This is a genomic window from Nocardia sp. CDC160, from assembly GCF_035818795.1.
Lineage (GTDB): Bacteria > Actinomycetota > Actinomycetes > Mycobacteriales > Mycobacteriaceae > Nocardia.
On record NZ_JAYKYT010000004.1, the window covers coordinates 775,719 to 798,221 of the forward strand.

Annotated in this window: 20 protein-coding genes; 12 read left to right on the forward strand and 8 right to left on the reverse strand. The window is 68.5% G+C overall.

Features of this window, described 5'->3' with window-relative positions; all coding sequences use genetic code 11:
* Nucleotides 1-4: 4 nt before the first annotated feature.
* Nucleotides 5-1,486 (reverse strand): serine/threonine-protein kinase, encoded by a 1,482-nt coding sequence (locus VMT40_RS24870; protein WP_326361151.1) that lies wholly within the window; start codon nt 1,484-1,486, stop codon nt 5-7.
* Between the two features lie 178 nt (nt 1,487-1,664).
* Between VMT40_RS24870 and VMT40_RS24875 the strand changes: the two genes are divergently transcribed.
* Nucleotides 1,665-2,111 carry a hypothetical protein gene (locus tag VMT40_RS24875; RefSeq protein WP_326361152.1) on the forward strand — a complete coding sequence of 149 codons (447 nt, stop codon included), beginning with the start codon at nt 1,665-1,667 and terminating at the stop codon, nt 2,109-2,111.
* Here the strand turns inward: VMT40_RS24875 and VMT40_RS24880 are convergent.
* Complete coding sequence (locus VMT40_RS24880; RefSeq protein WP_326361153.1) at nt 2,070-2,846, reverse strand: FadR/GntR family transcriptional regulator; 777 nt, start codon at nt 2,844-2,846, stop codon at nt 2,070-2,072. The genes VMT40_RS24875 and VMT40_RS24880 overlap by 42 nt on opposite strands.
* A 142-nt stretch (nt 2,847-2,988) precedes the next feature.
* On the opposite strand from VMT40_RS24880, the gene VMT40_RS24885 reads away from it, so the two are divergent.
* From VMT40_RS24885 to VMT40_RS24910, 6 genes are all read left to right on the forward strand, one after another.
* A complete protein-coding gene (locus tag VMT40_RS24885; RefSeq protein WP_326361155.1) occupies nt 2,989-4,410 on the forward strand; it encodes a GntP family permease in 1,422 nt (473 codons plus the stop codon).
* 9 nt (nt 4,411-4,419) lie between these two features.
* Nucleotides 4,420-4,956 carry a gluconokinase gene (locus tag VMT40_RS24890; protein ID WP_326361156.1) on the forward strand — a complete coding sequence of 179 codons (537 nt, stop codon included), beginning with the start codon at nt 4,420-4,422 and terminating at the stop codon, nt 4,954-4,956.
* Nucleotides 4,957-5,003: 47 nt separating this feature from the next.
* A complete protein-coding gene (locus VMT40_RS24895) occupies nt 5,004-5,957 on the forward strand; it encodes an extracellular catalytic domain type 1 short-chain-length polyhydroxyalkanoate depolymerase (RefSeq protein WP_326361158.1) in 954 nt (317 codons plus the stop codon).
* Nucleotides 5,958-6,088: 131 nt separating this feature from the next.
* Nucleotides 6,089-10,027: a Pls/PosA family non-ribosomal peptide synthetase gene (locus VMT40_RS24900; protein WP_326361745.1), complete on the forward strand. Its 3,939-nt coding sequence runs from the start codon at nt 6,089-6,091 to the stop codon at nt 10,025-10,027.
* Complete coding sequence (locus VMT40_RS24905; RefSeq protein ID WP_326361159.1) at nt 10,027-11,382, forward strand: M1 family metallopeptidase; 1,356 nt, start codon at nt 10,027-10,029, stop codon at nt 11,380-11,382. Before VMT40_RS24900 ends, VMT40_RS24905 begins: the two co-directional genes overlap by 1 nt.
* Before the next feature lie 222 nt (nt 11,383-11,604).
* Nucleotides 11,605-13,251 carry a DEAD/DEAH box helicase gene (locus VMT40_RS24910; protein WP_326361161.1) on the forward strand — a complete coding sequence of 549 codons (1,647 nt, stop codon included), beginning with the start codon at nt 11,605-11,607 and terminating at the stop codon, nt 13,249-13,251.
* 36 nt (nt 13,252-13,287) lie between these two features.
* On the opposite strand, the gene VMT40_RS24915 is transcribed toward VMT40_RS24910, so the two are convergent.
* On the reverse strand, nt 13,288-13,617 hold the full coding sequence (locus VMT40_RS24915; protein ID WP_326361162.1) for a hypothetical protein: 330 nt from the start codon (nt 13,615-13,617) through the stop codon (nt 13,288-13,290).
* Nucleotides 13,618-13,881: 264 nt separating this feature from the next.
* Here VMT40_RS24915 and VMT40_RS24920 point away from each other — a divergent pair, with 264 nt between their 5' ends.
* The 4 genes from VMT40_RS24920 (at nt 13,882) to VMT40_RS24935 (ending at nt 15,628) form a co-directional block, all read left to right on the forward strand.
* Nucleotides 13,882-14,046, forward strand: a complete 165-nt coding sequence (locus tag VMT40_RS24920) for a hypothetical protein (RefSeq protein ID WP_326361164.1) — start codon at nt 13,882-13,884, stop codon at nt 14,044-14,046.
* An 89-nt stretch (nt 14,047-14,135) separates the two neighbouring features.
* The gene (locus VMT40_RS24925) at nt 14,136-14,537 is read left to right on the forward strand and encodes a nuclear transport factor 2 family protein (protein ID WP_326361166.1); all 402 of its coding nucleotides are present in this window, start codon (nt 14,136-14,138) and stop codon (nt 14,535-14,537) included.
* 285 nt (nt 14,538-14,822) lie between these two features.
* Nucleotides 14,823-15,149, forward strand: coding sequence for an ArsR/SmtB family transcription factor (locus VMT40_RS24930; RefSeq protein ID WP_326307584.1), 327 nt, complete (start codon nt 14,823-14,825; stop codon nt 15,147-15,149).
* Nucleotides 15,146-15,628, forward strand: a complete 483-nt coding sequence (locus VMT40_RS24935) for an SRPBCC family protein (RefSeq protein WP_326361168.1) — start codon at nt 15,146-15,148, stop codon at nt 15,626-15,628. Before VMT40_RS24930 ends, VMT40_RS24935 begins: the two co-directional genes overlap by 4 nt.
* Nucleotides 15,629-15,647: 19 nt before the next feature.
* On the opposite strand, the gene VMT40_RS24940 is transcribed toward VMT40_RS24935, so the two are convergent.
* Together VMT40_RS24940 and VMT40_RS24945 are read right to left on the reverse strand one after the other, a co-directional pair.
* Nucleotides 15,648-16,775, reverse strand: a complete 1,128-nt coding sequence (locus VMT40_RS24940; RefSeq protein WP_326361169.1) for a PLP-dependent cysteine synthase family protein — start codon at nt 16,773-16,775, stop codon at nt 15,648-15,650.
* Nucleotides 16,776-16,877: 102 nt separating this feature from the next.
* On the reverse strand, nt 16,878-17,837 hold the full coding sequence (locus VMT40_RS24945) for a LysR family transcriptional regulator (RefSeq protein ID WP_326361171.1): 960 nt from the start codon (nt 17,835-17,837) through the stop codon (nt 16,878-16,880).
* 240 nt (nt 17,838-18,077) lie between these two features.
* Between VMT40_RS24945 and VMT40_RS24950 the strand changes: the two genes are divergently transcribed.
* Nucleotides 18,078-18,920 (forward strand): DMT family transporter, encoded by an 843-nt coding sequence (locus VMT40_RS24950; protein ID WP_326361172.1) that lies wholly within the window; start codon nt 18,078-18,080, stop codon nt 18,918-18,920.
* 21 nt (nt 18,921-18,941) lie between these two features.
* On the opposite strand, the gene VMT40_RS24955 is transcribed toward VMT40_RS24950, so the two are convergent.
* The 3 genes from VMT40_RS24955 to VMT40_RS24965 form a co-directional block, all read right to left on the reverse strand.
* On the reverse strand, nt 18,942-19,709 hold the full coding sequence (locus tag VMT40_RS24955; protein WP_442790041.1) for a 2-phosphosulfolactate phosphatase: 768 nt from the start codon (nt 19,707-19,709) through the stop codon (nt 18,942-18,944).
* 64 nt (nt 19,710-19,773) lie between these two features.
* Nucleotides 19,774-20,754 carry an AraC family transcriptional regulator gene (locus tag VMT40_RS24960; protein ID WP_326361173.1) on the reverse strand — a complete coding sequence of 327 codons (981 nt, stop codon included), beginning with the start codon at nt 20,752-20,754 and terminating at the stop codon, nt 19,774-19,776.
* An 89-nt stretch (nt 20,755-20,843) separates the two neighbouring features.
* Entirely contained in the window at nt 20,844-22,412 is a 1,569-nt protein-coding gene (locus VMT40_RS24965) for a hypothetical protein (RefSeq protein WP_326361174.1), read from the reverse strand.
* Nucleotides 22,413-22,503: the final 91 nt, after the last annotated feature.

Consider the following 22,503-nt stretch of genomic DNA (forward strand, 5'->3'; position numbering starts at 1 on the left):
GGCGCTATTCGTCGATCGAGGTGATCAGCGTCCGATTGCCGTCGGTGCGAGTGGTGACGGTCTGGGTGAACACGTCGGGCAGCTGCCCCGGCGGCTGTTGGGTGATCTTGACCGACCAATGGTCGTTGTCGGTCGGCGAGATTCGGGTGACCTGAACGCAGTAGCGGGTGCCCAGCGGGACGGAGTCGATGCCGGACTGGATCTTCGGGGCGTCGGCCACGCTCGCGGAGTCGTCGGCGACGAATTGCCGTGCGGCGGGACCGGATCGCAGCACGTAGTAGGCGTATTGGAAGCCGAGGATGGCGTCCGGGCCGGAGCTGGTGTTGCCGGAGTCGATGCCGGACACCCCATCGGGCGTGCGGCGCGCCGGGCAGCCGTCGGCGGCCAAGCTCGCCGAGGTGGTGAGGGAGGCGGGCGCGCTGCTCGATGCCGCCTTGCTCGGCGCCGTGGTGGTGAGGATGGCGGCCGAATGCGAGCTCGGCGTCATGAGCGAGGAGATGAGCCCGACGACGGCCGCGGTGGCACCGGCCAGCAAGGCGACCGCCGACAAGGCCAGCAGGGTCCGCGATCGCCGCCACGACCGGGAGACCTCGTTCGCGCTGTGCCTGCCCGTTTCGCGCGGCGGCGGGAGGGCACCGCGGGGCCGGGCGGCGGACAGCGCCGCGTTCACCGCCGCGGATAGCTCTGTGCAGGTGGCGAATCGGTCGCGCGGGTTCTTGGCCATGGCCCGCGCCAGAATCGGATCCAAGGCGGGCGGCAGCGCCGGATTCAGCGTGCGCACGGACGGCACTGGCGCACTGACGTGCCCATAGATCAACCGCGGCAGATCCCCGTCGGCGTACGGCGGCGCACCGGTGAGCATCGCGAACAGCGTGCAGCCCAACGAATACACATCCGAGCGCCGATCCACCCGCGCTTCCCCGTGGAATCGTTCGGGCGCGGTGTACTGGAAGCTCGCCATCACCTCACCGTTCTCGGTGATGCCACGCACCTCGTGATTGGACTGGGCGATCCCGAAGTCGCTGAGCAGCGCCCATTCTCGCGGCTGGGCGGTGAGCAGGATATTGGCGGGCTTCACGTCCCGGTGCAGCACGCCCGCGTCGTGCGCGTAGTCGAGGGCGCGGGCGACGTCGGCGGTGATGGCGGCGGCGCGTTTGGGTTCGAGCGGACCGTTCAGCAGTTCGGCGGCCAGATCGGAGCCGTCGACGTAGGCCATGGCCAGCCACTGCCGACCCTGTTCCTCGCCGCGCGCGTAGATGGTGACGATGTTCGGATGCGCGAGCCGGGCAATGATATTGGCCTCGCGCAGGAACCGCTGCCGCGACTCGTCATCGTCGCCCGCGATGCTGTTGAGCAGCTTCAATGCGACGAATCGGGGTAGGTCTCGGTCATGGGCCAGATACACCTCACCCGTGCCGCCGGTACCGAGCAACCGCTCGATTCGATACCCGGCGAAGATCACTCCCGGCCGGAGTTGCTCAGCCAACCTCTTCCTCCCGATTCACCCGCACCGCAGACAATACCGATCCACGCCGATCGAATCCCCCACGAGTCCGCCCTGTCCATGGGGCTCGACCCGCCGGACCGTCCGTGCGACACAGGTGAATTCGATATCCTTCAGATTGGAACTACTCGCGAGTTGTACTCGGCGGGAAGGACATCCGATGAGAACGATGCGACGGGTGCTGGCGGGGATGGCGGCGGCGCTGGGGATCGCGGCCGCGGTGTGCGGCGTGAATGCGACACCCGCGCGCGCGGATTGGATACCGGAATTCGCGCCGCTCGGTTCGACCATCCTGACCTTCGGGGACGCGAACTTCTGCGCTGGAGCGATCTATGTGGGCCTGGAGGCCGCGCACGGAATGCCTGGTCACGTGATCGCGCACGTGTCGCCGCTGGGTTACATCAGCGGCCCGTGCGGCAATCACATCGCCCTGGCGTGGCTGGGCTCGGCCGGAACCGGCACCCGCGACGTGTATGTCCACGCGGGCACGACGGCGGGCGAGACCCAGACGGTCGACCTCTGGATGGGCATGGGTCTGGCCAAACTCTTCGCCAACAGCTGGCCGCTACAGGGCCCCTGGGCCGAGTGGTACCTGATCGTGCCCTGACGGGCGATCATGCGCCGACTCATATCCAGTCGGCCGCAGGCAGGCGATGGCGGTCGCGGACTCGGCGACGATTTCGCGCATGGCGGCTTCGGCGGCGGCTGCGTCGCCGCCTTGGATGGCTGCGGCAATAGCCGCGTGCAATCGCAGGGCCTGCGGATTCGCCTGCGCGGGCATGAGTTCGTGTTCGGTTCTGCCGGTGAGCACTTCGCGCACGATGGGAGCGAAGACCGCGAGCAGCGGGTTGCCGGAGGCGGCGAGCAGCGTCGCGTGGAAGGTGACGTCGTGCTCGAGGTAGGCGGCGGTATTGGCCGCGCGGGCGGTGGCCGACATGCCCATGACGGCGGCGGTGAGGGTCGCGCACTGGTCGGGGGTGGCATTGGTGGCGGCCAGGCGGGCGGCGAGTGGCTCTATGCCCGACCGCAGTTCGGCCAGCCAGGCCAGCTGCGGAAACCGGTTCGGGCCCGCGAGCTGCCAGCGGATCAGCTTGGGATCGAGGGCATTCCAGTGCGCGGGATCGAGCACCGTGATGCCCGCGCGGCGGCGGACCCCGACCATGCCGAGGGATTCCAGGACGCGCACGACCTCGCGGGCGACCGTGCGGGAGACCTCGAAGCGGGTCGCGATCTCGTCGGAGGAGATGCGCGCGCCGGGCGCGATGGCCCCGGAGGCGATGTCGGAGCCCAGCCGATCCAGCACCGATTCGTGCAGCGGCAGGGATTCGGCACTCTCGACCATGGCTTCAGTGTCACACATCTGAGGCATATCTATCGGCATCCAGCACTCAATACGTAGTACTTATTCGCGCGATGACTTGATATAGTCCTCCATATTAGGTCTCTGTGCCCTGGATCACTCCACCCCGACTCGAAGAAGCGTCATGCACAACCTCACTCCACTCGCCGTGGTGAATCTGGCCGATGCGGCCACCCACCACGCCGGTAGCGCCCAGCTCATTACCGCGGCCCTGATCGGTGTCGCCCTCATCGTCGGCCTGATCACCTGGCTGAAACTGCATCCCTTCCTGGCCTTGGCGATCGGCGCGGTGACCGTCGGGCTCATCGCCAAGCTGGGTGCCGCCGACACCGTGGCCTCGTTCGTGAAGGGCTTCGGCTCGACCATGGGCAGCGTCGGCATCCTCATCGGCTTCGGCGCGATGTTCGGCAAGCTGCTCGCCGATTCCGGCGGCGCGGATCAGGTGGTCGACACGCTCGTCAACCGGGCCGGGCCCAAGGCGCTGCCGTGGGTGATGGGTCTGGTCGGCGCGATCATCGGCCTGCCCATGTTCTTCGAGATCGGTGTCGTGCTGTTGATGCCGGTCATCCTGCTGGTGGCGAACCGATCGCGACTTCCCTTGCTGGCGGTGGCGATTCCCGCGCTGGCCGGGCTCTCGGCCATGCACGGTCTGGTGCCGCCGCATCCGGGTCCGCTGGTCGCGGTATCGGCGCTGAAGGCCGATCTGGGGCTGACGCTGGGTCTGGGCGTGCTGGTGGCGGTACCGACCGTCATTCTGGCCGGTCCGCTGTTCGGGAAGCTGGCCGCCCGCTGGGTGAATGTGCCGGTGCCGGAACTGTTCTCGACCGAGGCGGCCGAGGACGAGGAGCAGGCCGAACACGAGAAAGAGCAGAAGCCGCGTCCTAGCTTCATCGCGACGCTGGCGACAATCCTGCTTCCGGTCGTTCTCATGCTGGGTAGCGCGGTGTACGACGTGGTGTCGCCCAAGTCGGGATCCGCGGTCAAGAAGCTCCTCGACGTCCTCGGCACCCCGGTGGTCGCCCTCGGCATCGCCCTGCTGGTCGGCATGCTCGTGCTCGGCCGCGGCGGTCGCATGACCCGGGAGTCCTTGGCCGACACCATGAACAGCGCCCTGCCGCCCATCGCCGGAATCCTGCTCATCGTCGGCGCGGGCGGTGGCTTCAAGCAGGTGCTGGTCGACACCGGCATCGCCAACACCATTGCCGACGCGATCCGCGACTCCAGCCTGCCGGTACTGTTGCTGGCCTGGTTCGTGGCCGCGCTGATTCGTGTGGCCACCGGTTCGGCGACGGTCGCGACGGTGACCGCCTCGGGCATTCTCGCCCCGGTGGCCGCCGGGTTGAGCACCCCGCACGTCTCGCTCATGGTTCTCGCGATCGGCTCGGGCTCGCTGTTCCTCTCGCATGTCAATGACGCCGGGTTCTGGATGGTCAAGGAGTACCTGGGCCTGAATGTGGTGCAGACGTTGAAGTCCTGGAGCGTCATGGAGTGCGTGATCTCGCTGGCGGGCCTGGCCGGTGTCCTCGCCCTGAGCGCGGTCGTTTAAGGAGAACAGATGCAATCCAGCGCGCGACCGCACATCGTCGTCCTCATGGGCGTCTCCGGCTCCGGCAAATCCACGGTGGCGGGCATGCTCGTCAGCACCCTGGGCTGGGACCTCCTGGAAGGCGACGACCTGCACCCGCCCGCGAACATCGCGAAAATGCATGCCGGACACGCCCTCACCGACGAGGACCGCAAGCCGTGGCTGGAGGCGATCGCGCGCTGGATGTCCGAGGAGGTGAGGGCGGGCCGGTCGGCCATCGTCACCTGCTCGGCACTGAAACGGTCGTATCGGGATGTGTTGCGCGCCAGCATGATCGGACATCCCGACGCCGTGCTCACTTTCGTACATCTGACGGGCTCGCGGGAGGATCTCCAACGCCGTCTGACCGCGCGCATGGATCACTTCATGCCGCCCGGCCTCCTGGACTCCCAATTGCAGACCCTGGAGGCTCCCGCTCCTGACGAGCACATTGTCAGCATCGAAATCGGCCCTCCCCCAGGCGAAGTCGCCGCCGCGACGCTGGCCGCCATTCGCTCTCACAGCTGATTCGAAGCTTCAGCTCAGCTTCAGCCGCGATCTCTACGATCACCTGCGTGTACGCACCCAGAATCGCCGCCGCGATCGCACTGTCCACCGCGTTCCTGGCCGCCGGGTGCTCGCACCCGCTGGCCCGCGCCGCCGCCGACACCACCGTGACCCTCGAATTCGGCGGGCTGCAGCGGCAATACCTCATCCACTACCCCGCCAACCATCCGCCGGGCGCGCTCCCCGCCGTGCTGGTCTTTCACGGCGGCGGAGGCTCCGCCCAGAACACGGCCTCCGCCTTCGGTTTCGACAAGCTCTCCGACGCCGACGGTTTCCTCGCCATCTACCCCGAGGGCTATGAGAAGTCCTGGAACGACGGCCGCGGCGACGACACCAATGCCAGCGCCGCCAATATCGACGACGTGGGTTTCGTTGCCGCCGTGATCGATCGCCTCATCGCCAACGACTCGGTCGATCCGGCACGCGTCTATGCCACCGGCATGTCCAATGGCGGCATGTTCACCGAGGACCTCGGCTGCCGCCTGTCCGACAAGCTGGCCGCCATCGCCCCGGTGGCGGGCCCGCTGCCCGAGGCCGACGTATCCGCGTGCGCCCCAACCCATTCCCTGCCGGTGTTGGAGATCCACGGCACCTCCGACCCGATCGTGCCCTACGACGGCGGCGTCGTGCGCATCACCTCCGGCCATCACGGCGCGGGCTCGAGCCCGGTCCTGTCGGTCGACGCCACCCAGCAGCTGTGGCGCGAGAAGAACGCGTGCGACGCCGCGTCCACCACCCAGCTCCCCCAGCGCACCGACGACGGCACCTCGGTGACCGTGCAGTCCTCCGACTGCGCCAACGGGACCACCGTGCAGCTCTATTCGATTGCCAATGGCGGCCACACCTGGCCCGGCGGACCCCAGTACCTACCCCAGGCCCTCGTCGGCAAGGTTTCCCACCAGTTCGACGCCTCCGAGGTGATCTGGCGATTCCTGTCCCAGTTCCGCAAACAGCCCGGGTGAACAATGGACAACCAGGACGTACCGGTACGGTGAGCTGATGGCCGCCACAGAGTTTGCCTGCCGGTAACTCTCGTGTGAAACAACCAACGAACAAGCGCCGGAGGGTTCCACGAGAGGTGGGCACGTACGTGATGCCGCAGGCACAGACCGAGACCGAGATCGACGCCGACCCCCTGCTGCGGGCGGCGTACGCACCCCCGGCCCGGACCCTGGTCGACATTCTCGCCGCGACCGCGGCGGCACACCCGGACGCACCCGCCATCGACGACGGCGAGGAGGAACTCACCTACGCCGAGCTGCGCGAGGAGATCGCGCTCGTGGTCGAGAGCCTGGCCGCGGCCGGGGTGCGGGCGGGCGACCGGGTCGGGGTGCGGATGCCCTCGGGCACGCGCGGGCTGTACATCACGATTCTCGCGGTGCTGCACGCCGGAGCGGCGTACGTGCCGGTGGATGCCGACGACCCCGACGAGCGGGCCCGACTGGTGTTCGGGGAGGCGAAGGTCTCGGCCATCGTCACGGCCGACGGCATCCAATCGACCGGCGCGGTCGACGAATCCTCCCGTCCGGCAACCGAATCCCACAGCCCCGCAGGCGAATCCACCGGACCGACCGCGACGGCCGAGCCGACACCGGACGACGACGCCTGGATCATCTTCACCTCCGGCTCCACCGGAACCCCGAAAGGCGTTGCGGTGACCCATCGCAACGCCGCGGCCTTCGTGGATGCCGAGGCGCGTCTGTTCCTCCAAGGCGCGCCGATCGGCCCCGGCGACCGCGTGCTGGCCGGACTCTCGGTCGCCTTCGATGCCTCCTGCGAAGAGATGTGGCTGGCCTGGCGGCACGGTGCCTGCCTGGTGCCCGCGCCGCGCGCGCTGGTCCGCACCGGCGCGGATCTGGGCCCGTGGCTGGTGCGCCGGGAGATCAGCATTGTCTCCACCGTCCCGACGCTGGCCGCCACCTGGCCCGCCGAGGCCCTGGAACCGGTGCGGCTGCTCATCTTCGGCGGCGAGGCGGTGCCGCCTGAGCTGGCCGAACGGCTTGCGGGCAATCAGGATTCCGAGCGCGAGGTGTGGAATACCTACGGGCCCACCGAGGCCACGGTCGTCGCGTGTGCCGCGCTGCTGGACGGCGGCTTTCCGATTCGCATCGGCCTGCCTCTGGATGGCTGGGATCTGACGGTCGTCGACGCGGCCGGAAATCCGGTGGGTGAGGGCGAATCCGGGGAGCTCGTGATCGGCGGCGTCGGTCTGGCCCGCTACCTCGATCCTGCCAAGGATGCGGAGAAGTACGCGTCCCTGCCGTCGGTGGGCTGGGAACGCGCCTATCGCAGTGGCGATCTCGTGCGCAACGACCGCGAGGGTCTGGTCTTCCTCGGCCGCGCCGACGACCAGATCAAGCTGGGCGGACGCCGAATCGAACTCGGCGAGATCGACAACGCCCTCCAGCATCTGCCGGGCGTCACGGGCGCGGCCGCCGCCATCCGCACCACCAAGGCGGGCAACAAGATCCTGGTGGGCTACCTCACCGGCCCCGAACCCGGCTACGACCTGACCGCGGCGAGAAACATTCTCGCCGAACAGCTTCCGGCACCGCTGGTCCCCCGCCTGGCCGTGGTCGACGATATGCCGACCCGCACCTCCGGCAAGGTCGACCGCGACGCTCTGCCGTGGCCGCTGCCCAAGGCCACCGCCGCCCTCCCCGACAGCGGGCTCACCGAGACCGAGCAGTGGGTTGCGGGACTGTGGGATTCGATTCTCGGCGCGGAGGTCAGCGACCCCAATGCCGACTTCTTCGACCTGGGCGGCGGCTCGCTCGCCGCGGCGCAGCTCGTCGCCGCGCTGCGGGAACGCCAGCCGCACATCGCCGTCGCCGACCTCTACGACCATCCGCGCCTGGGCGCACTGGCCACATTCCTCGACGCCGCCGCGCCGATCGCCGCCGTCGAGGAGCGGCACGTGCGCCCGGTTCCGCTGCCCGCGCAGCTGTTCCAGGTGCTCGCCACCATCCCACTCACCACCCTGACCGGTCTGCAATGGCTGACCTGGCTGGCCATCGTCGGCAATATCGCCGCCTGGTCCGGGTCACTGCCGTGGCTGCCACACCTGTCGTGGTGGTGGACCCTGGCCGCCTTCCTGCTGTTCATCTCCCCACCCGGCCGAATGGCGCTGTGTGTGGCCGGATCCCGCCTGCTGCTGAGCACGGTCGAACCCGGCAGCTACCCCCGGGGCGGCCACGTACACCTGCGGCTGTGGACCGCCGTGCGGCTCTCGGAGGCCAGCGGGGCCGAGAACCTCTCCGGCGCACCGTGGATGGTGCCGTTCGCGCGCGCCCTCGGTGCCCGCGTCGGCCGGGGCGTCGACCTGCACACCCTGCCACCGGTCACCGGCATGCTCGAACTCGGCGACGGGTGCAGCGTAGAACCCGAGGTGGACCTGTCCGGCTATTGGATCGACGGCGACCTCGTCCACATCGGCCCCATCCAGATCGGCCCCGGCGCGGTCGTGGGCGCGCGCTCGATGCTGCTGCCCGGCACCCGAATCGGACGCAATGCCGAGATCGCGCCCGGCTCGGCGGTCTCGGGCAAGGTCAAGGCCGAACAGGAATGGGCGGGCTCACCCGCGGTGAAAGTCGGTAAGGCACAGCACCGCTGGCCCGACGAGACCCCCGCGCGCGCCTCGCACTGGATCGCCATCTTCGGCGTGACCTCCATGGTGCTGGCCGCCGTCCCGATCCTGTCGCTGGGCGCCGGCGGACTGCTCATCGCCTGGTGGATTCGCGACACCCAGACGCTGACGGCCGGTTTCGGTCGCGCCTCCGCCATCCTGCCGCTGGCCATGCTGGTGGTGCTGGGCGTCTACGCGACGGTCACCATCGTGGCCGTGCGACTGCTGAGCATCGGGCTCACCGAGGGACACCACCCGGTGCGCAGCCGCGCCGGATGGCAGGCCTGGGCCACCGAACGCCTGCTGGATTCCGCGCGCACCTTCCTGTTCCCGCTCTACGCCAGCCTGCTCACCCCGGTCTGGCTGCGGCTGCTGGGCGCGAAAGTCGGCAAACGCGTGGAGGTCTCGACCGTCCTGCTGCTGCCCAAGTTCACCGTCGTCGCCGACGGCGCCTTCCTGGCCGACGACACCATGGTCGCCAGTTACGAATTGGGCGGCGGCTGGCTGCGCATCGGGGAGGCCAAGGTCGGCAAGCGCGCCTTCCTCGGCAACTCCGGCATGACCGCGCCCGGACGGCGCGTGCCCAAGAACGGTTTGGTCGCAGTGCTTTCCGCGGCACCGTCCAAGGCCAAGGCGGGCTCATCGTGGCTGGGCAGCCCGCCGATTCGACTGCGCCGCGCCGCCGAATCCGGCGACACCGCACGCACCTTCGATCCGCCGCCCCGCCTGCGGGTGGCGCGCGCGGTGGTCGAAACCTGCCGACTCGTCCCCGTTTTCGTGACCTTCGCCATTGGCCTCGGGGTGCTCTTCGCCCTCGCCTGGCTGGCTCGACACCTCGGCCACCTGCCCGCCGCACTGCTCAGCGGCCTGGTCCTGCTCGCGGCGGGCGCGGTCGCCGGAGCCGCCTCGATCCTCGCGAAATGGCTGCTGGTGGGCCGGATTCGCAACGAGGAGCACCCGCTGTGGAGTTCCTTCGTCTGGCGCAACGAGGTCGCCGACACCTTCGTCGAGCACGTCGCCGCGCCCTGGTTCGCGCGCGCCGCGACCGGTACGCCCGTACTGAACCTCTGGCTGCGCGGACTCGGCGCGAAAATCGGGCGCGGGGTATGGTGCGAATCCTATTGGCTTCCGGAGGCTGACCTGGTGACGCTCGGTGACGGCGCGACGGTGGAACGCGGCTGCGTCGTCCAGACGCACCTGTTCCACGATCGCATCATGGCCATGGACACCGTCACCCTCGGCGCGGGCGCGACCCTCGGCCCCCACTGTGTCGCCCTGCCCGCCTCCATGATCGGCGCGGGCGCCACCATCGGACCGGCCTCGCTGGTCATGCGCGGCGACAGCGTGCCGCCCTCCACCCGCTGGTGGGGCAACCCCATCGCACCGTGGCCCGCCGGGGGTCGCTGATGGCCGACCAACTGGACGAACCCATCGACGATTACCTGCCGCAGAACGGAAATCGCGGATACCGGGTCTCGCGCTACGACCTGGAGCTGGTCTACAAGATGTCCAGCAACCGGCTGGCGGGGACCGCGGAGATCACCACGGTGACCACCGGCGTGCGAGATCGGTTCGCGCTGGACCTTTCTCAGTCGCTTGCGGTGACCAAGGTGATGGTCAATGGGGCCAAGCCCGCCAAATACGTGCATCAGCGCGGCAAATTGGTGATCACGCCGCGGCAGAAGATTCCGGCGGGCGGGGTGCTGGTGTTCACCGTGAACTACGCGGGACCGCCGAAGCCGGTCCGCGGGCCGTGGGGCGAGGTCGGGTGGGAGGAGCTCACCGACGGGGCGCTGGTGGCCAGCCAGCCCAACGGCGCCGCCTCCTGGTTCCCCTGCGACGACCACCCCAGTTCCAAGGCCAGCTACCGGATTTCGATCACCACCGACTCGCCCTACTACGCGCTGGCCAACGGCACGCTCATGCGCAAGCAGACCAAGGCCAGCCAGACCACCTGGGTGTACGAGCAGCCCGAACCGATGTCGACGTACCTGGCCACCATTCAGATCGGCCAGTACCGCAAACAGCGTATCGACGCCCCGCGCGGCACGGTGCCCATGCAGGCCATCCTGCCGCCGCGCGTGCGCGCCGCCTTCGAGCACGATTTCGCGCGGCAGCCGCAGATGATGGCGGTGTTCACCGAGAAATTCGGGCCGTACCCGTTCGAGGCGTACACGGTCGTGGTCACCGACGACGAGCTCGAGATTCCCATCGAGGCCCAGGGCATTTCGGTGTTCGGCGCGAACCACTGCGACGGACGGCGCGGGTCGGAGCGGCTGGTGGCGCACGAGCTCGCCCATCAGTGGTTCGGCAACAGCCTGACCATTCGGCAGTGGCGCGATATCTGGCTACACGAGGGCTTCGCCTGTTACGCGGAATGGATCTGGTCCGAGGCCGCGGGCGGCCCCAGCGCCGACCAGCTCGCGCGCACCGCGCACCGCAATCTCTCGCGACTGCCCCAGGACCTCCTGCTGGCCGATCCCGGGCCCGAGCTCATGTTCGACGATCGGGTGTACAAGCGGGGTGCGCTCACCCTGCACGCCTTGCGACTCACGATCGGCGAGGCCGCCTTCTTCGACCTGCTGCGGGCCTGGACCGCCCGGTATCGCCACGCGTCCATCTCGACGGCCGAATTCACCGATCTGGCCGGGCATTACAACCCGGTGCCGCTGCATCAACTCTGGGACGCCTGGCTGTACGCACGGCCGCTGCCCGCCCTGCCACCCCTCCCCGCGTACGGGGCGCAAACCTCGACCGGGTAGACTACCGGCGAATCAGAAAGTTGATCATGGATGTGGCACGGCCACATCAAGCGTCGTAGTTCGCTCACCGCTCGCATGCACCATCCAGGCTGCGCGACCCCAGGCTTTCCTTACGGCGATCGATTTTGCGCGACCGCAATCTCGCCACCCTGTGCCCCCGGCCCGGACTCACCTCCGCAGACGGCTCGGGCACCCCCGATGCCCGAAAGGCACTGTTACCCAATGACTTCCCCCTCCTTCGCCGATCTCGGCGTGCGCGAGCCGCTGGTGCGCGCCCTGACCGCCGCCGGTATCACCGCCCCGTTCCCCATCCAGGCCGACACCCTGCCCGACTCGCTGACCGGGCGCGATGTGCTCGGGCGCGGCAAGACCGGCAGCGGCAAGACCCTGGCGTTCTCCATTCCCATGGTCGACCGGCTCGGCGCGCGAGGCGGGCGCAGCGCGGCCAACCACCCGCGCGGGCTGGTGCTCGCGCCGACCCGGGAATTGGCCACGCAGATCGCGGCCACCATGGAACCGCTGGCCGCCGCGTACCGGATGTCGGTGACGACGATTTTTGGCGGGGTCTCGCAGCATCGGCAGGTGCAGGCGCTCAAGCGCGGCGTGGATATCGTGATCGCCTGCCCGGGGCGGCTCGAGGATCTCATGAAGCAGGGCGTGATCAGCCTCGACGCCGTCGAGGTCACCATTATCGACGAGGCCGACCACATGGCCGATCTGGGCTTCCTGCCCGGGGTCACCCGCATCCTGGCCGCAACGCCGGAATCCGGTCAGCGACTGCTGTTCTCGGCCACCCTCGACAATGGCGTGAACAAACTGGTCAAGCGCTTCCTGCCGGATGCGGTGAAACACTCGGTCGACGAGGCGAATTCGCCGGTCGCGGCCATGACCCACCATGTCTTCGAGGTGTCCTCGGTCGAGGCCAAGCGCGCTGTCGTACACCGGCTCGCCTCCGGCGCCGAACGCCGAATCCTGTTCACGCGCACCAAGCATCAGGCCCGCAAGCTCGCCAAGCAGCTCACCACCGCCGGGATTCCGGCCGTCGATCTGCACGGCAATCTCTCCCAGCCCGCCCGCGACCGCAATCTGGCCACCTTCTCCTCCGGCGCGGCCAAGGTCCTGGTCGCCACCGATGTCGCCGCGCGCGGCGTCCACGTCGACGGCGTCGAGCTGGTCGTCCACGTCGACCCGCCCGCCGAGCACAAGGCCTACCTGCACCGCTCCGGCCGCACCGCCCGCGCGGGCAATGCCGGTGACGTCATCACCCTGGTCCTCCCGGATCAGCGCGGCGACATGCACTCCTTGATGCGCAAGGCCAAAATCACCGTCACCCCGCAGTCCGTCACCCCCGACTCCCCCGCCGTCGCCCAGCTGGTCGGCGATGTCGCTCCGCTGGTGACGCTCAGCGAGCCCACCGCGACCCGCCGCGCGAAGCCCGCCACCGAGGGCAGGACCGGTTCCGAGTCCGGCCGGATCGCGGTCGGCGGCGTGCGATCGGGTCGTTCCCCTCGACGCGCCAGCGGGTCCGACCGCGGTGAAGAGCGAAATCCGGTGCGCGGCAACCGCACCGGCGACCAGTCCCGCTCCCGGCGGACCGAGGAGCACACCGTCGGACGCACCGGCGCTCGCCGCCAGCGTGGTGCCGCTCAGGGCTCCGAGTCCTACAAGCGCAGCACCCACGGCGATGCCGAGGCGGGTCTCACCAAGCCCGGTACGCGCGGTCAGTCGGCCGGTCGCCAGCAGTCCGAGCGGGCAACCTCGGGCTCGTCGCGGCAGGGTGGTCGCGGTGCGGCACCGGCCGGAAGCAATGGCGGTCTCGCCGGGTTCTCCCGCGCGGGCGGCGGTCCGCGCCGTCGCCGCAACGGCTGACCCGGCGGCTCGGAGCTCCGGGCGGTCGGGCCGGTTTCAGATGGTCCAGGTCATCGGGTAGTTGATGATGGGGCGCTCGAATTTGCCGCCGATCGCCTCCAGCTCGCCGCGCGCGACCACGGCCATCAGGGTCAGCTCGTCCATCTGCTTGGCGTGCTCCTCGGAATCCCAGACGCTGATCTGGACCGTGGAGCCGTCCGGCGAGACTCCGGTGAACCAGTGGATGAGGCCCGGCAACTCCTTGATGGCCGGTACCAGGTAGTCGGCCTGCTTCCTGATGAGCGCCTCGAACCGCTCGTAGTCGCTCGGGTCGAAGCTCGCGCGACCCACGCGGACCACCGCGCCCGCGGGCAGTGCCTCGGTCATGCCAATCCCTTCGTTTCGGTCATCGGGTTCGAACCCGGCCGACAGTGCCCGTCGGTCCTGGCAGTTCACTGGCAGCACCGGCGGCACCCCAGCACCTGGACGGCACGCCCGAGTGCGGGATAAGTCAGAAGAATGGGACAATTGCCCATATATACGTGGTGCTGAGTTTTCTACAGTTAATCCAGAGCAAGCAGCTGCCCGCTTTGTGGTTCGGATTTAACTTCTATCGTCTCGGACGCTTTCACAGGGTCAGGAGAGGGAGACATGAATGCTCATGCACCACTCAATGAGCGGGCCATCGTCAAGTTCGAGCATCTCGAGGATCGATACAAGGTGTCAGTGACCCCGATCGATCGACTCAATTGGCGGGTCGGATACGCGCCGGATATGAAGGCCGCCGTGCAACTCGCCCACGAACTCGTGAACTGAGCTACCAGCCCGCATTCGCGACCGGCACCCGATCGGTCCGCCATAAAACCACTGGCCGCCGGACCCCTGCCCGGACGAGACTGCACCCCATGCCGTTCACCACAGCAGACCGCCTGGCCATTCACGAATTGCTTTCGCTCCACGGCCATCTCAGCGACAGCGGCGAATTCGACCGCTTCGGCGAGGTTTTCACCGACGACATCGTCTATGACATGACCGCCTACGACGCGGGCCACCTCACCGGGCGAGACGCCCTGCGCGACGCGGCCCTCCAACTCGGCGACGCCAACCCGCTGGCCCACCACGTCACCAACATCACCGTCACCCCCATCACCGACGACACCGCCGCGGCCCGCTCCAAGGGCTTGGCCGTCAACCTCGACGGCACCACCGCCAGCGTCACCTATGAGGACACCCTCGCCCGCACTCCCACCGGATGGCGCATCACCCGCCGCCGCGTCATTCCGCGCCAAAAGCCGCTCACCCCATAGGGTAAAGCCCCCGTCGCGCGGACTCTGAAGCCTCGGGGCGCGTGGCGGGGGCTGGGGTCACCGCTTCTCGGATTCGCTCGATCGACCACCTCCTTCCGCTCCGGTGACCGACATGTCCGGTACTGCGATCAGTGCCGTCGAGCATCCTCCGGTGGCCCGCGTCCCCAGTACGGCCGAAAGTCCCCCGGTCCCGGGCAGATTGCCATCGACCGGCCCGAACCGCCCGGGGCCGGACGAGCCGGGTCGGCCTTGCCAGTCTGCTTATGAAAGCGCACACTTACGTACGTGGCTGCTTTCAAAGAGGTCGACCTGACCATTCTCGGGGATCCGAGCCGGAAGGCGATCTTCGAGTTGCTGGCGCGGCGGCCGTGTTCGGTGGGCGAGTTGGCCGAGCGGTTGCCGATTACCCGGCAGGCGGTGTCGCAGCACCTGCGGGTGCTCAGGGATGGCGGGCTGGTGGTGGCCACGGCGGAGGGCACGCGACGGATCTATCGGATCAATCCGGAGGGTGTGGCCGCGATTCAGGCGTACTTCCAGCGGATCTGGGATGACGCGCTGACCAGTTTTCAGAAGGCCGCCGACGCGGCCGATCCCGAACAGGAGCAATCATGAGCACTCCCACGATTCCCGCGCTCACCGGCACCGCGACGGTGGCCCTGCCGCAGGAGCGGGCCTTCCGGTTCTTCACCGAGAACTTCGGCAGCTGGTGGCCCGCCGACTATCACATCGGACAGGCCGACATGGTCGACGCCGTCATCGAGCCATCGGTCGGGGGCCGCTGGTTCGAGCGCGGCGCGGATGGCAGCGAATGCGATTGGGGTCGCGTGCTCGCCTGGGAGCCGCCACACCGCTTCCTGGTCACCTGGCAGATCAACGGTTCCTGGCAGTTCGATCCGGATCCGGCGCACGCCAGCGAGATCGAGGTGCGCTTCGTGCCCGACGGCCCGGAACAGACCCGGGTCGAGCTCGAACACCGTCACCTCGATCGACTCGTCGACGGGCAGACCATCCACGACATGATCGCCATTCAGGGCGGCGGATGGGGCACGCTGCTGGAGCTTTTCGCCAAAACCGCTGCGGCACAGGCTTGATCGAAGGGATGGACGCGGATCAGGCGGACAGGTCACCGGTCCGGAGGAAGCGCTCCAGGCGTTGGGTGTAGGGCTCGGGATCGATGCCCTGTTCGGTGAGCCAGGCGTCGGAGTAGTACTTGTCGAGGTAGCGCTCGCCCGGGTCGCAGAGAAGGGTTACGACGCTGCCCTTTTCGCCTCGGGCGAGCATCTCGGCGATGACGTGGAAGGAGGCCCAGACGCCGGTGCCGGTGGAGGCGCCGCAGCGGCGGCCGAGGAGTCGCTGCAGGAGGTGGATGGTGGCGACGCTGGCGGCGTCGGGGACGCGCATCATGCGGTCGACGGCGTGCGGGACGAAGCTGGGTTCGACGCGCTGGCGGCCGATGCCCTCGATGCGGGAACCCTTGTCGGAGGTGATGTTTCGATCCAGGGTGCGCCAGCCTTCGAGGAAGGCGGAGTTCTCCGGGTCGGCCACGCAGATGCCGGTGGCGCGCTGGGTGTAGTGGACGTAGCGGGCCAGGGTGGCCGAGGTGCCGCCGGTGCCCGCGGTGGCGACGATCCAGCTCGGCTCGGGGAAGCGTTCCTGCTCGAGCTGGCGGAAGATCGATTCGGCGATATTGTTGTTGCCCCGCCAGTCGGTGGCGCGTTCGGCGTAGGTGAACTGGTCCATGTAGTGCCCGCCGGTCTCCTCGGCGAGCCGGGCCGCGACCTCGTACACCTCGCACGGGTCGTCGACCAGATGGCAAGTGCCGCCGTGGAATTCGATGAGTTCGACCTTGGACTTGACGGTGGAGCGCGCCATGACGGCAATGAACGGCAGGCCGATCAGCTTGGCGAAGTAGGCCTCCGACACCGCGGTCGACCCGCTGGACGCCTCGATCACCGGGCGGCCGGGCCGCAGCCAGCCGTTGCACAGCGCGTAGAGGAACAGGGAGCGCGCCAGCCGGTGCTTCAAACTGCCGGTGGGATGGGTGGATTCGTCCTTGAGGTAGAGGTCGATGCCCCATTCGGCGGGCAGCGGGATGGTCAGCAGGTGGGTGTCGGCGGAGCGGTTGCCGTCGGCCTGGACCTTGCGCACGGCCTCGCGCAGCCAGGCGCGGTATTCGGGGTCGTAGCGATTGATATCGCTCTCGTCGACGAGCGTTTGCGATCCGGTTGCCAGTGCCATGCCCCCGACGCTAGTCGAGGACCGGCTTTCGAGGGACTGACCTGGGCCGACAAATCCTAAGCGTTCGTAATAGGGGGTGAAACTCCCGATAATGGTCGGGCCCTACCCTGTGACGGCCGTCTCGACGAGCGGCACGGTCGCCTGGAGTTCGTCGATGACCGCGCGCACCGCGGGCACCTTCTCCAGTTTGGGCAGGGTGACGGCGAGAATGCGCCGCTGCATCGCGGGTTCCACCGCCACCGACCGCACCGAGCCCACGGCCGGGATACCGGCGATGGCGAGTTCGGTGGCCAGCGCGACGCCCAATCCCTCGGACACCAGGCCGACGACGGCACCGAGATTCTCGGTGGCGAACGAGATGTCCGGGTGGAATCCGGCCTCCCCGCAGACATCGATGAGGTAGCCGCGACATTGCGGGCATCCGGCAATCCACTTCTCGTGCGCCAGCTCCGACAGCTGCAGCGGACTCATCCGATAGCCGCCCGCCAGCTCGTGCCCCGGCGGCAGCAACACGCGCAGCCGGTCGGTGAACATCGGCCGCACACTCAGCTCGGACAGATCGGGACTGGCCGCGTCGCAAGAGCTTTCGGAGTCAGGCACCCCGCCGTCCGGGTAGTCGAACATGAGCGAGATCTCGCACTCCCCCGCCCGCAGCATGGCCACCGCCTCCGGCGGTTCGGCCTCCACCAGCGCGATCCGCAGCTCGGGTTCGGCGGCGCGGACACGCGCGATGGTCTTGGGCACCAGCGTCGACATCGCACTGGGAAACGCGGCCAACCGCACCGTGCCCGCCCGCAATTCGGTCAGCGCGCGGATCTCGGCCTCGGCGGCGTCGAGACTGCCGAGCACCGTGGCGGCATGGCGGCGCAGCGCCTCACCGGCCTCGGTGAGCTGGAGTTGATGCCCCGAACGCGACACCAGCGCGGTGCCGAGCTGACGCTCCATGGCCTTGATCTGCTGGCTGATCGCGGGCTGGGTATAGCCGAGATGCCGGGCCGCGGCCGAATACGAGCCGGTCCGCGCGACCGCCTGGAAAATCTTCAGCTGTCTGACCTCCAGCATGTCGACCATCCTAAACGGGCCAGTTCAGTGGCCCGGGACACCTGCTAGGTTGGATATCGATCGCGTATAGGGTTCCGCGCACCGCCGTCAGAGCGACACCATAATCAGGCGAATGCGGACTGGTCCGAGCTGCGCCTCGGTGCTTCCGCCGGAAGTGCCGACATCTAAAGGGACAAAAGCCTGGAGGACTCCCTTCCGCCTGCGCCGGTGCCGGTGCGGCCGACCGAGAGCCCGAGGCACATGCCCGTAATCGTCCTGGTGGGAACACTTTTCGCGGCCGTGCTGCACGCGAGCTGGAATGCCATCGCGCACAAGATTCCCGACAAGACCGTCGCCTTCACCCTGGTGAATCTCGGCAGCATGATCGGCGGCATCCCGCTGGTCTGCCTGGCACCGATTCCGGATCCGCGCAGCTGGATCTTCCTCGGCGCATCCGCCGCCCTGCACCTGGCCTACAACGGTTTGCTGATGGCGTCCTATCGGCTCGGCGACCTGAGTCAGACCTACCCGCTGGCTCGCGGCACCTCGCCGCTGGTGGTCACCCTCGCGGCGGCCGTGTTCCTGGGCGAATTGCCCAGCGCCGGGCAGATTTCTGGCGTTCTCCTGATCTCGACCGGCCTGGCCTGCCTGGTCGGCTGGGGCTACCGCGCCCACCCGGCCCGCCCCACCGCGATCTACGCCGCCCTCGCCACCGGCCTGATGATCGCCTCCTACACCACCGTCGACGGTGTCGGAGTTCGCCTGTCCCACAGCACACTCGGTTACATCGGCTGGCTCATGCTCCTCGGCGAATTCGGCGTCCCCCTCGCCGCCCTGACCCAACGCCGCCGCGCCCTACTGACCGACCTGCGCCCGTTCTGGCTCCTCGGCCTCACCGGCGGCCTGTGCAGCGTGCTCGCCTACGGCATCATCCTGTGGGCCCAGACCCGAGCCGACCTCGCCGACGTCGCCGCACTGCGCGAGTCGAGCATCATCGTGGGCGCACTGATCGGAACCCTGTGGTTCAAGGAAAGTTTCGGCGCACCCCGCATAGTCGCCACCTGCGCCGTGACCGCCGGAATCGCGCTGATGTACCTGGCCTGAGCCCATGGGTTTCGAGGTTGACTACGCCGCCGCGTCGCTGAACACACCGTCGGTCAATACGGGAACCACTGCGCTGCCGTCGATTTCGATCGCGATGGCGACGTCTTCGCCGAATCCGATGGCCGTCAGTTCCCGACCGGAAGCGCAGTCGGTGATCAAGCCGGGCACATCGGCAATGCCGGTGTAGGCGTTGCGCGCGATCATGGCCTCCGACGACAGCGCCCCGACACCGTGGTCGGCGAGCACCGCGATGACGGCTCCCGCGCCCACCAGGTCTTCGATCGCGGGCCGCAGCACATCCTGCCCGGGCCAGTGCTCACCCGCGGCGATGACACCGACCGGCCGGTCCGAGGTCCCCCACCCGTGCTTCGCAATCCATGCCCCGACCGCCGAGGCGTTCCTCAAACACGCCGCGATCACCGGAACACCATCGACCGCAGCCGAAATGGCCGACCCGTTCGGTGAGGGCAGGACCAGCCGCTCCGGCACGGGCGCACGCCGCAGCGCCGCCGGGGACAGTGACCACGGCTGTTCGGCGGTCATCGCACTGCGCCCGACCGCCAGTCGGGCATCGTGTGCGGCCGCGAAGTCCGCGGCCGTCCGGTCACGCGCCGGGTAGGGATACACGCACGTCCCGGCGTCCATCGCAACCGACACCGAGGTGGTGAACGACAGCACGTCGACGACCACGATCGCGGCGCACCCCGGCCCGAGCGCTCGCGCCCCCGTGATCCCCCACTCGAACCGCACCCCGGCCCCGTCCTGCCTCGACCACGCGGGCAACTCCACGACCCCGATCCCCCTCTCCGCGAATTCCCTTCGCGGCCCTCACTCCCACAACGAGCCCACCACCCTACCGCCCGCGGCCCCGGGGGCCGAGTTGGTCGCGGAATTGGCCGGGGGTGAGGCCGGTTTCCTCGCGGAAGGCTCGGTAGAAGTGGCGGTCGGTGGAGAAGCCGGAGGCGGCGGCCACCGCGGCCAGAGAGCGGGAGGGGTCGGCCCGGATGAGGCGGCGGGCGTGGGCGATGCGGGTGCGGCGGACGATGGCCCCCGGTTCGCCGAAGCCCTCGCAGACTCGGTAGAGGGTGCGGCGGGAGATCAGGCAGGCGTGGGCGATTTCGTCGACCGTCAGATCCGGGTTGGTGAAGTTCTTGCGGATGTAGGCCAACACCTGCTGGCGGGTGTAGAGCGAATCCGAGGGTGCGGGTGAGGTTTCGCCCGTCGCCAGCAGCAGCGCCGAGGCCATCATGCCCGCGGCGTCGGTGCCGAAGACCGAGACCGCCTGGCTGATGTCGTCGGGCGGGAGTTCGGCCAGGCCGCGGAAGAAACTCGTGACCACGCCGAGCGCCCCGACCGCGGGAACGGCGGTGGCCGTGGGCAGTTGCTCACGCGTGAGGCCGGAATGTTCCATCACCAGTTGGAGCGGCGCGCGGACCAGCGTCGACAGGCAATTGTCGGTGGTCCGGCTCTCCAGTGGTAGGCCACTGTCGAAGAACGAGATGGTGCCGGGCTTGCATTCGGCCACCTGCCCGCCCTGCTCGGTCCAATTCGTCCCCTCCAGGACGATATTCACCAGGATGAACTCACCGGTGGACTGTGCCACCATCCTTTTCGTCCGCAATGCCCGTTGCGCACTGGCCTGCATGCGCGAGACGGCGAATCCGTCGAATTGGGTCGTGGTGATTTGTCCATGCCAGTGACCTTGGCGCAATGGTTCGATCACCGTCGGGGCGACCGCATCCGACATCAAGGCTTCCCACTGCTCGAACGCCTGACGTGGCGAAAGGGTCGAGGACGATGAGATCTCGACAGCGCCGAAAACGGCTTGCTCCACGCCGGTAATCTTCCCACCACATATCGCTCAGCAACCACGTTTCGAACGAGTTCCGTATTCGGTTGTCGGTGAAGGCCACGGCGATGACCTCACGGAACGGGCGAACCGCTCATCAAGAGTGCTGTCAATGTATACAGACGCTCGATTCGGAGCGGCGAACCGAGATCTTTGTAGTGCCACAATGGGGTTCGCACAGAATCGGTTACTGCGCTGTCGAAGGAATCGACAAGAAAAATGTGAGCACGCCGTAACGCGGTGGCCACGAAGCGCTCGATCATGGGATTTGTACATGTGCCCAGCGCGTGGACCGCGCAGGCGGTCTCCTCGGTCGTCGAATGCCACACACCCCACGAACCGTTCGGTCGCTGAGTCGCGAGCAGCCAGGCGACGGCGCGCGAAACCGCCAGCAGCGCATCGGCGGAGAACTCGGCCTCGATCGCGCGGGCCAGGGCCATGGCCGCGGCGGCGGTGGGCAGGTACGGGGAGGCGACCGACCTGTCGCTCCAATGACCGTCCGGGTGTTGGGTTTCGACGAGCGTGCGCAGCGCCGCCGTTTCGCGGTCGCGAACCGGGCCGGTGCGGCGTGGGGAAATCGTGGTCAGCGCCTCGAGCAGGTGCGCGGTCGCCATGGGTGCCGTGGTCGCGGGAAAGGCCATCAGGCAGCCGGGATTCACGCCGTCGTCCCACGAGTTCAGGACGAACACCGCGAGCGCGGTGGAGTTCGCGTCCGGCGGCAGACCCGATGCGAAGGCCATGCCGTCCGCGCCGAGCGCGGCGCGCAACGCAGCGCTCAGCGACGCGGTGAACCCGGGCGGCAGCGGGAAGCCCAGCCGCACGAAAAGCGCCGCCGCCATGGCCCGTTCGAAGTTCGTAGCGGGGGCGAGGGCGGGCCACAGTCCTTGGTGGCGCACGCCCTCGCGGCGCAGATAGCGTTCGACACCGCGTATTTCGGATCCGCGCCAGCGGACCGCGCTGGCGGTCAAGGCCGGTGAGCATGCCACCGCTCCGCCGCTCAGCGAATCTTCGGCACGCCAACCGCGGGGTGCCGTCGGGAGCAACTCCAGCGGGTACTCGCGCCACGCATCGCGATCACCCTCGCCCGCTCGCGCCCGCATTCCCGCGCAGCGATCGGCATTGGCCCGCTGCGTCATTCGGGCCCGGTCCAGTGCAATCGCGTACCGACCGCCCTCGAATAGGGGCCGTCCGGCAACCCGCTCCAGCAGAACAGGAACCGTGCAGTCGATCGACTCCAGACTGGGCAGTCGGTCCGGCGCAAGCACTTCCGGATCGGCGAACAGGAACTCACACCCGCCCCGCACCGCGTCCCGCACCCACCCCCGATCGATCGGAGCGTCCGACGGCAGCGCCGACAACGCGGACACCACCGCCAGCGTCGGCACCGTCCGATACCCGGTCGGCGCATGCGGACTCCCCCAGCTGCCATCCCCATTCCGCATGCGCGCCAACGCATTCAGCCCCAGTCGCGCCAGCGAATCGGGCAGTAGCCGTGGTGTTTGCTGAAGCCTTTCCACCACCACCGCGGTGGCATACGGCGACCCGGTGATCATGCCGTCGGCGTCCTCGTCGACCAGCCTGATCAACTGCCACAACGACATCAGAGCGCGCTTGCGGATCGCGCCGATGGATTCCTCGTTCACGGATGCTCGCACGGGGTTGCGGACGGGGACGGGAACTCCTTCACGATACCCCCGCGACCATCGCGAACCCGTCTCCACGGAAAGCCAAAAC

Coding starts and splice junctions, on each gene's coding strand:
- VMT40_RS24885 (WP_326361155.1), top strand. CDS start 2,989: ATGCACAACCTCACTCCACTCGCCGTGGTGAATCTGGCCGATGCGGCC.
- VMT40_RS24880 (WP_326361153.1), bottom strand. CDS start 2,846: ATGGTCGAGAGTGCCGAATCCCTGCCGCTGCACGAATCGGTGCTGGAT.
- VMT40_RS24945 (WP_326361171.1), bottom strand. CDS start 17,837: ATGCTGGAGGTCAGACAGCTGAAGATTTTCCAGGCGGTCGCGCGGACC.
- VMT40_RS24925 (WP_326361166.1), top strand. CDS start 14,136: ATGCCGTTCACCACAGCAGACCGCCTGGCCATTCACGAATTGCTTTCG.
- VMT40_RS24915 (WP_326361162.1), bottom strand. CDS start 13,617: ATGACCGAGGCACTGCCCGCGGGCGCGGTGGTCCGCGTGGGTCGCGCG.
- VMT40_RS24950 (WP_326361172.1), top strand. CDS start 18,078: ATGCCCGTAATCGTCCTGGTGGGAACACTTTTCGCGGCCGTGCTGCAC.
- VMT40_RS24920 (WP_326361164.1), top strand. CDS start 13,882: ATGAATGCTCATGCACCACTCAATGAGCGGGCCATCGTCAAGTTCGAG.
- VMT40_RS24940 (WP_326361169.1), bottom strand. CDS start 16,775: ATGGCACTGGCAACCGGATCGCAAACGCTCGTCGACGAGAGCGATATC.
- VMT40_RS24905 (WP_326361159.1), top strand. CDS start 10,027: ATGGCCGACCAACTGGACGAACCCATCGACGATTACCTGCCGCAGAAC.
- VMT40_RS24875 (WP_326361152.1), top strand. CDS start 1,665: ATGAGAACGATGCGACGGGTGCTGGCGGGGATGGCGGCGGCGCTGGGG.
- VMT40_RS24890 (WP_326361156.1), top strand. CDS start 4,420: ATGCAATCCAGCGCGCGACCGCACATCGTCGTCCTCATGGGCGTCTCC.
- VMT40_RS24910 (WP_326361161.1), top strand. CDS start 11,605: ATGACTTCCCCCTCCTTCGCCGATCTCGGCGTGCGCGAGCCGCTGGTG.
- VMT40_RS24900 (WP_326361745.1), top strand. CDS start 6,089: ATGCCGCAGGCACAGACCGAGACCGAGATCGACGCCGACCCCCTGCTG.
- VMT40_RS24935 (WP_326361168.1), top strand. CDS start 15,146: ATGAGCACTCCCACGATTCCCGCGCTCACCGGCACCGCGACGGTGGCC.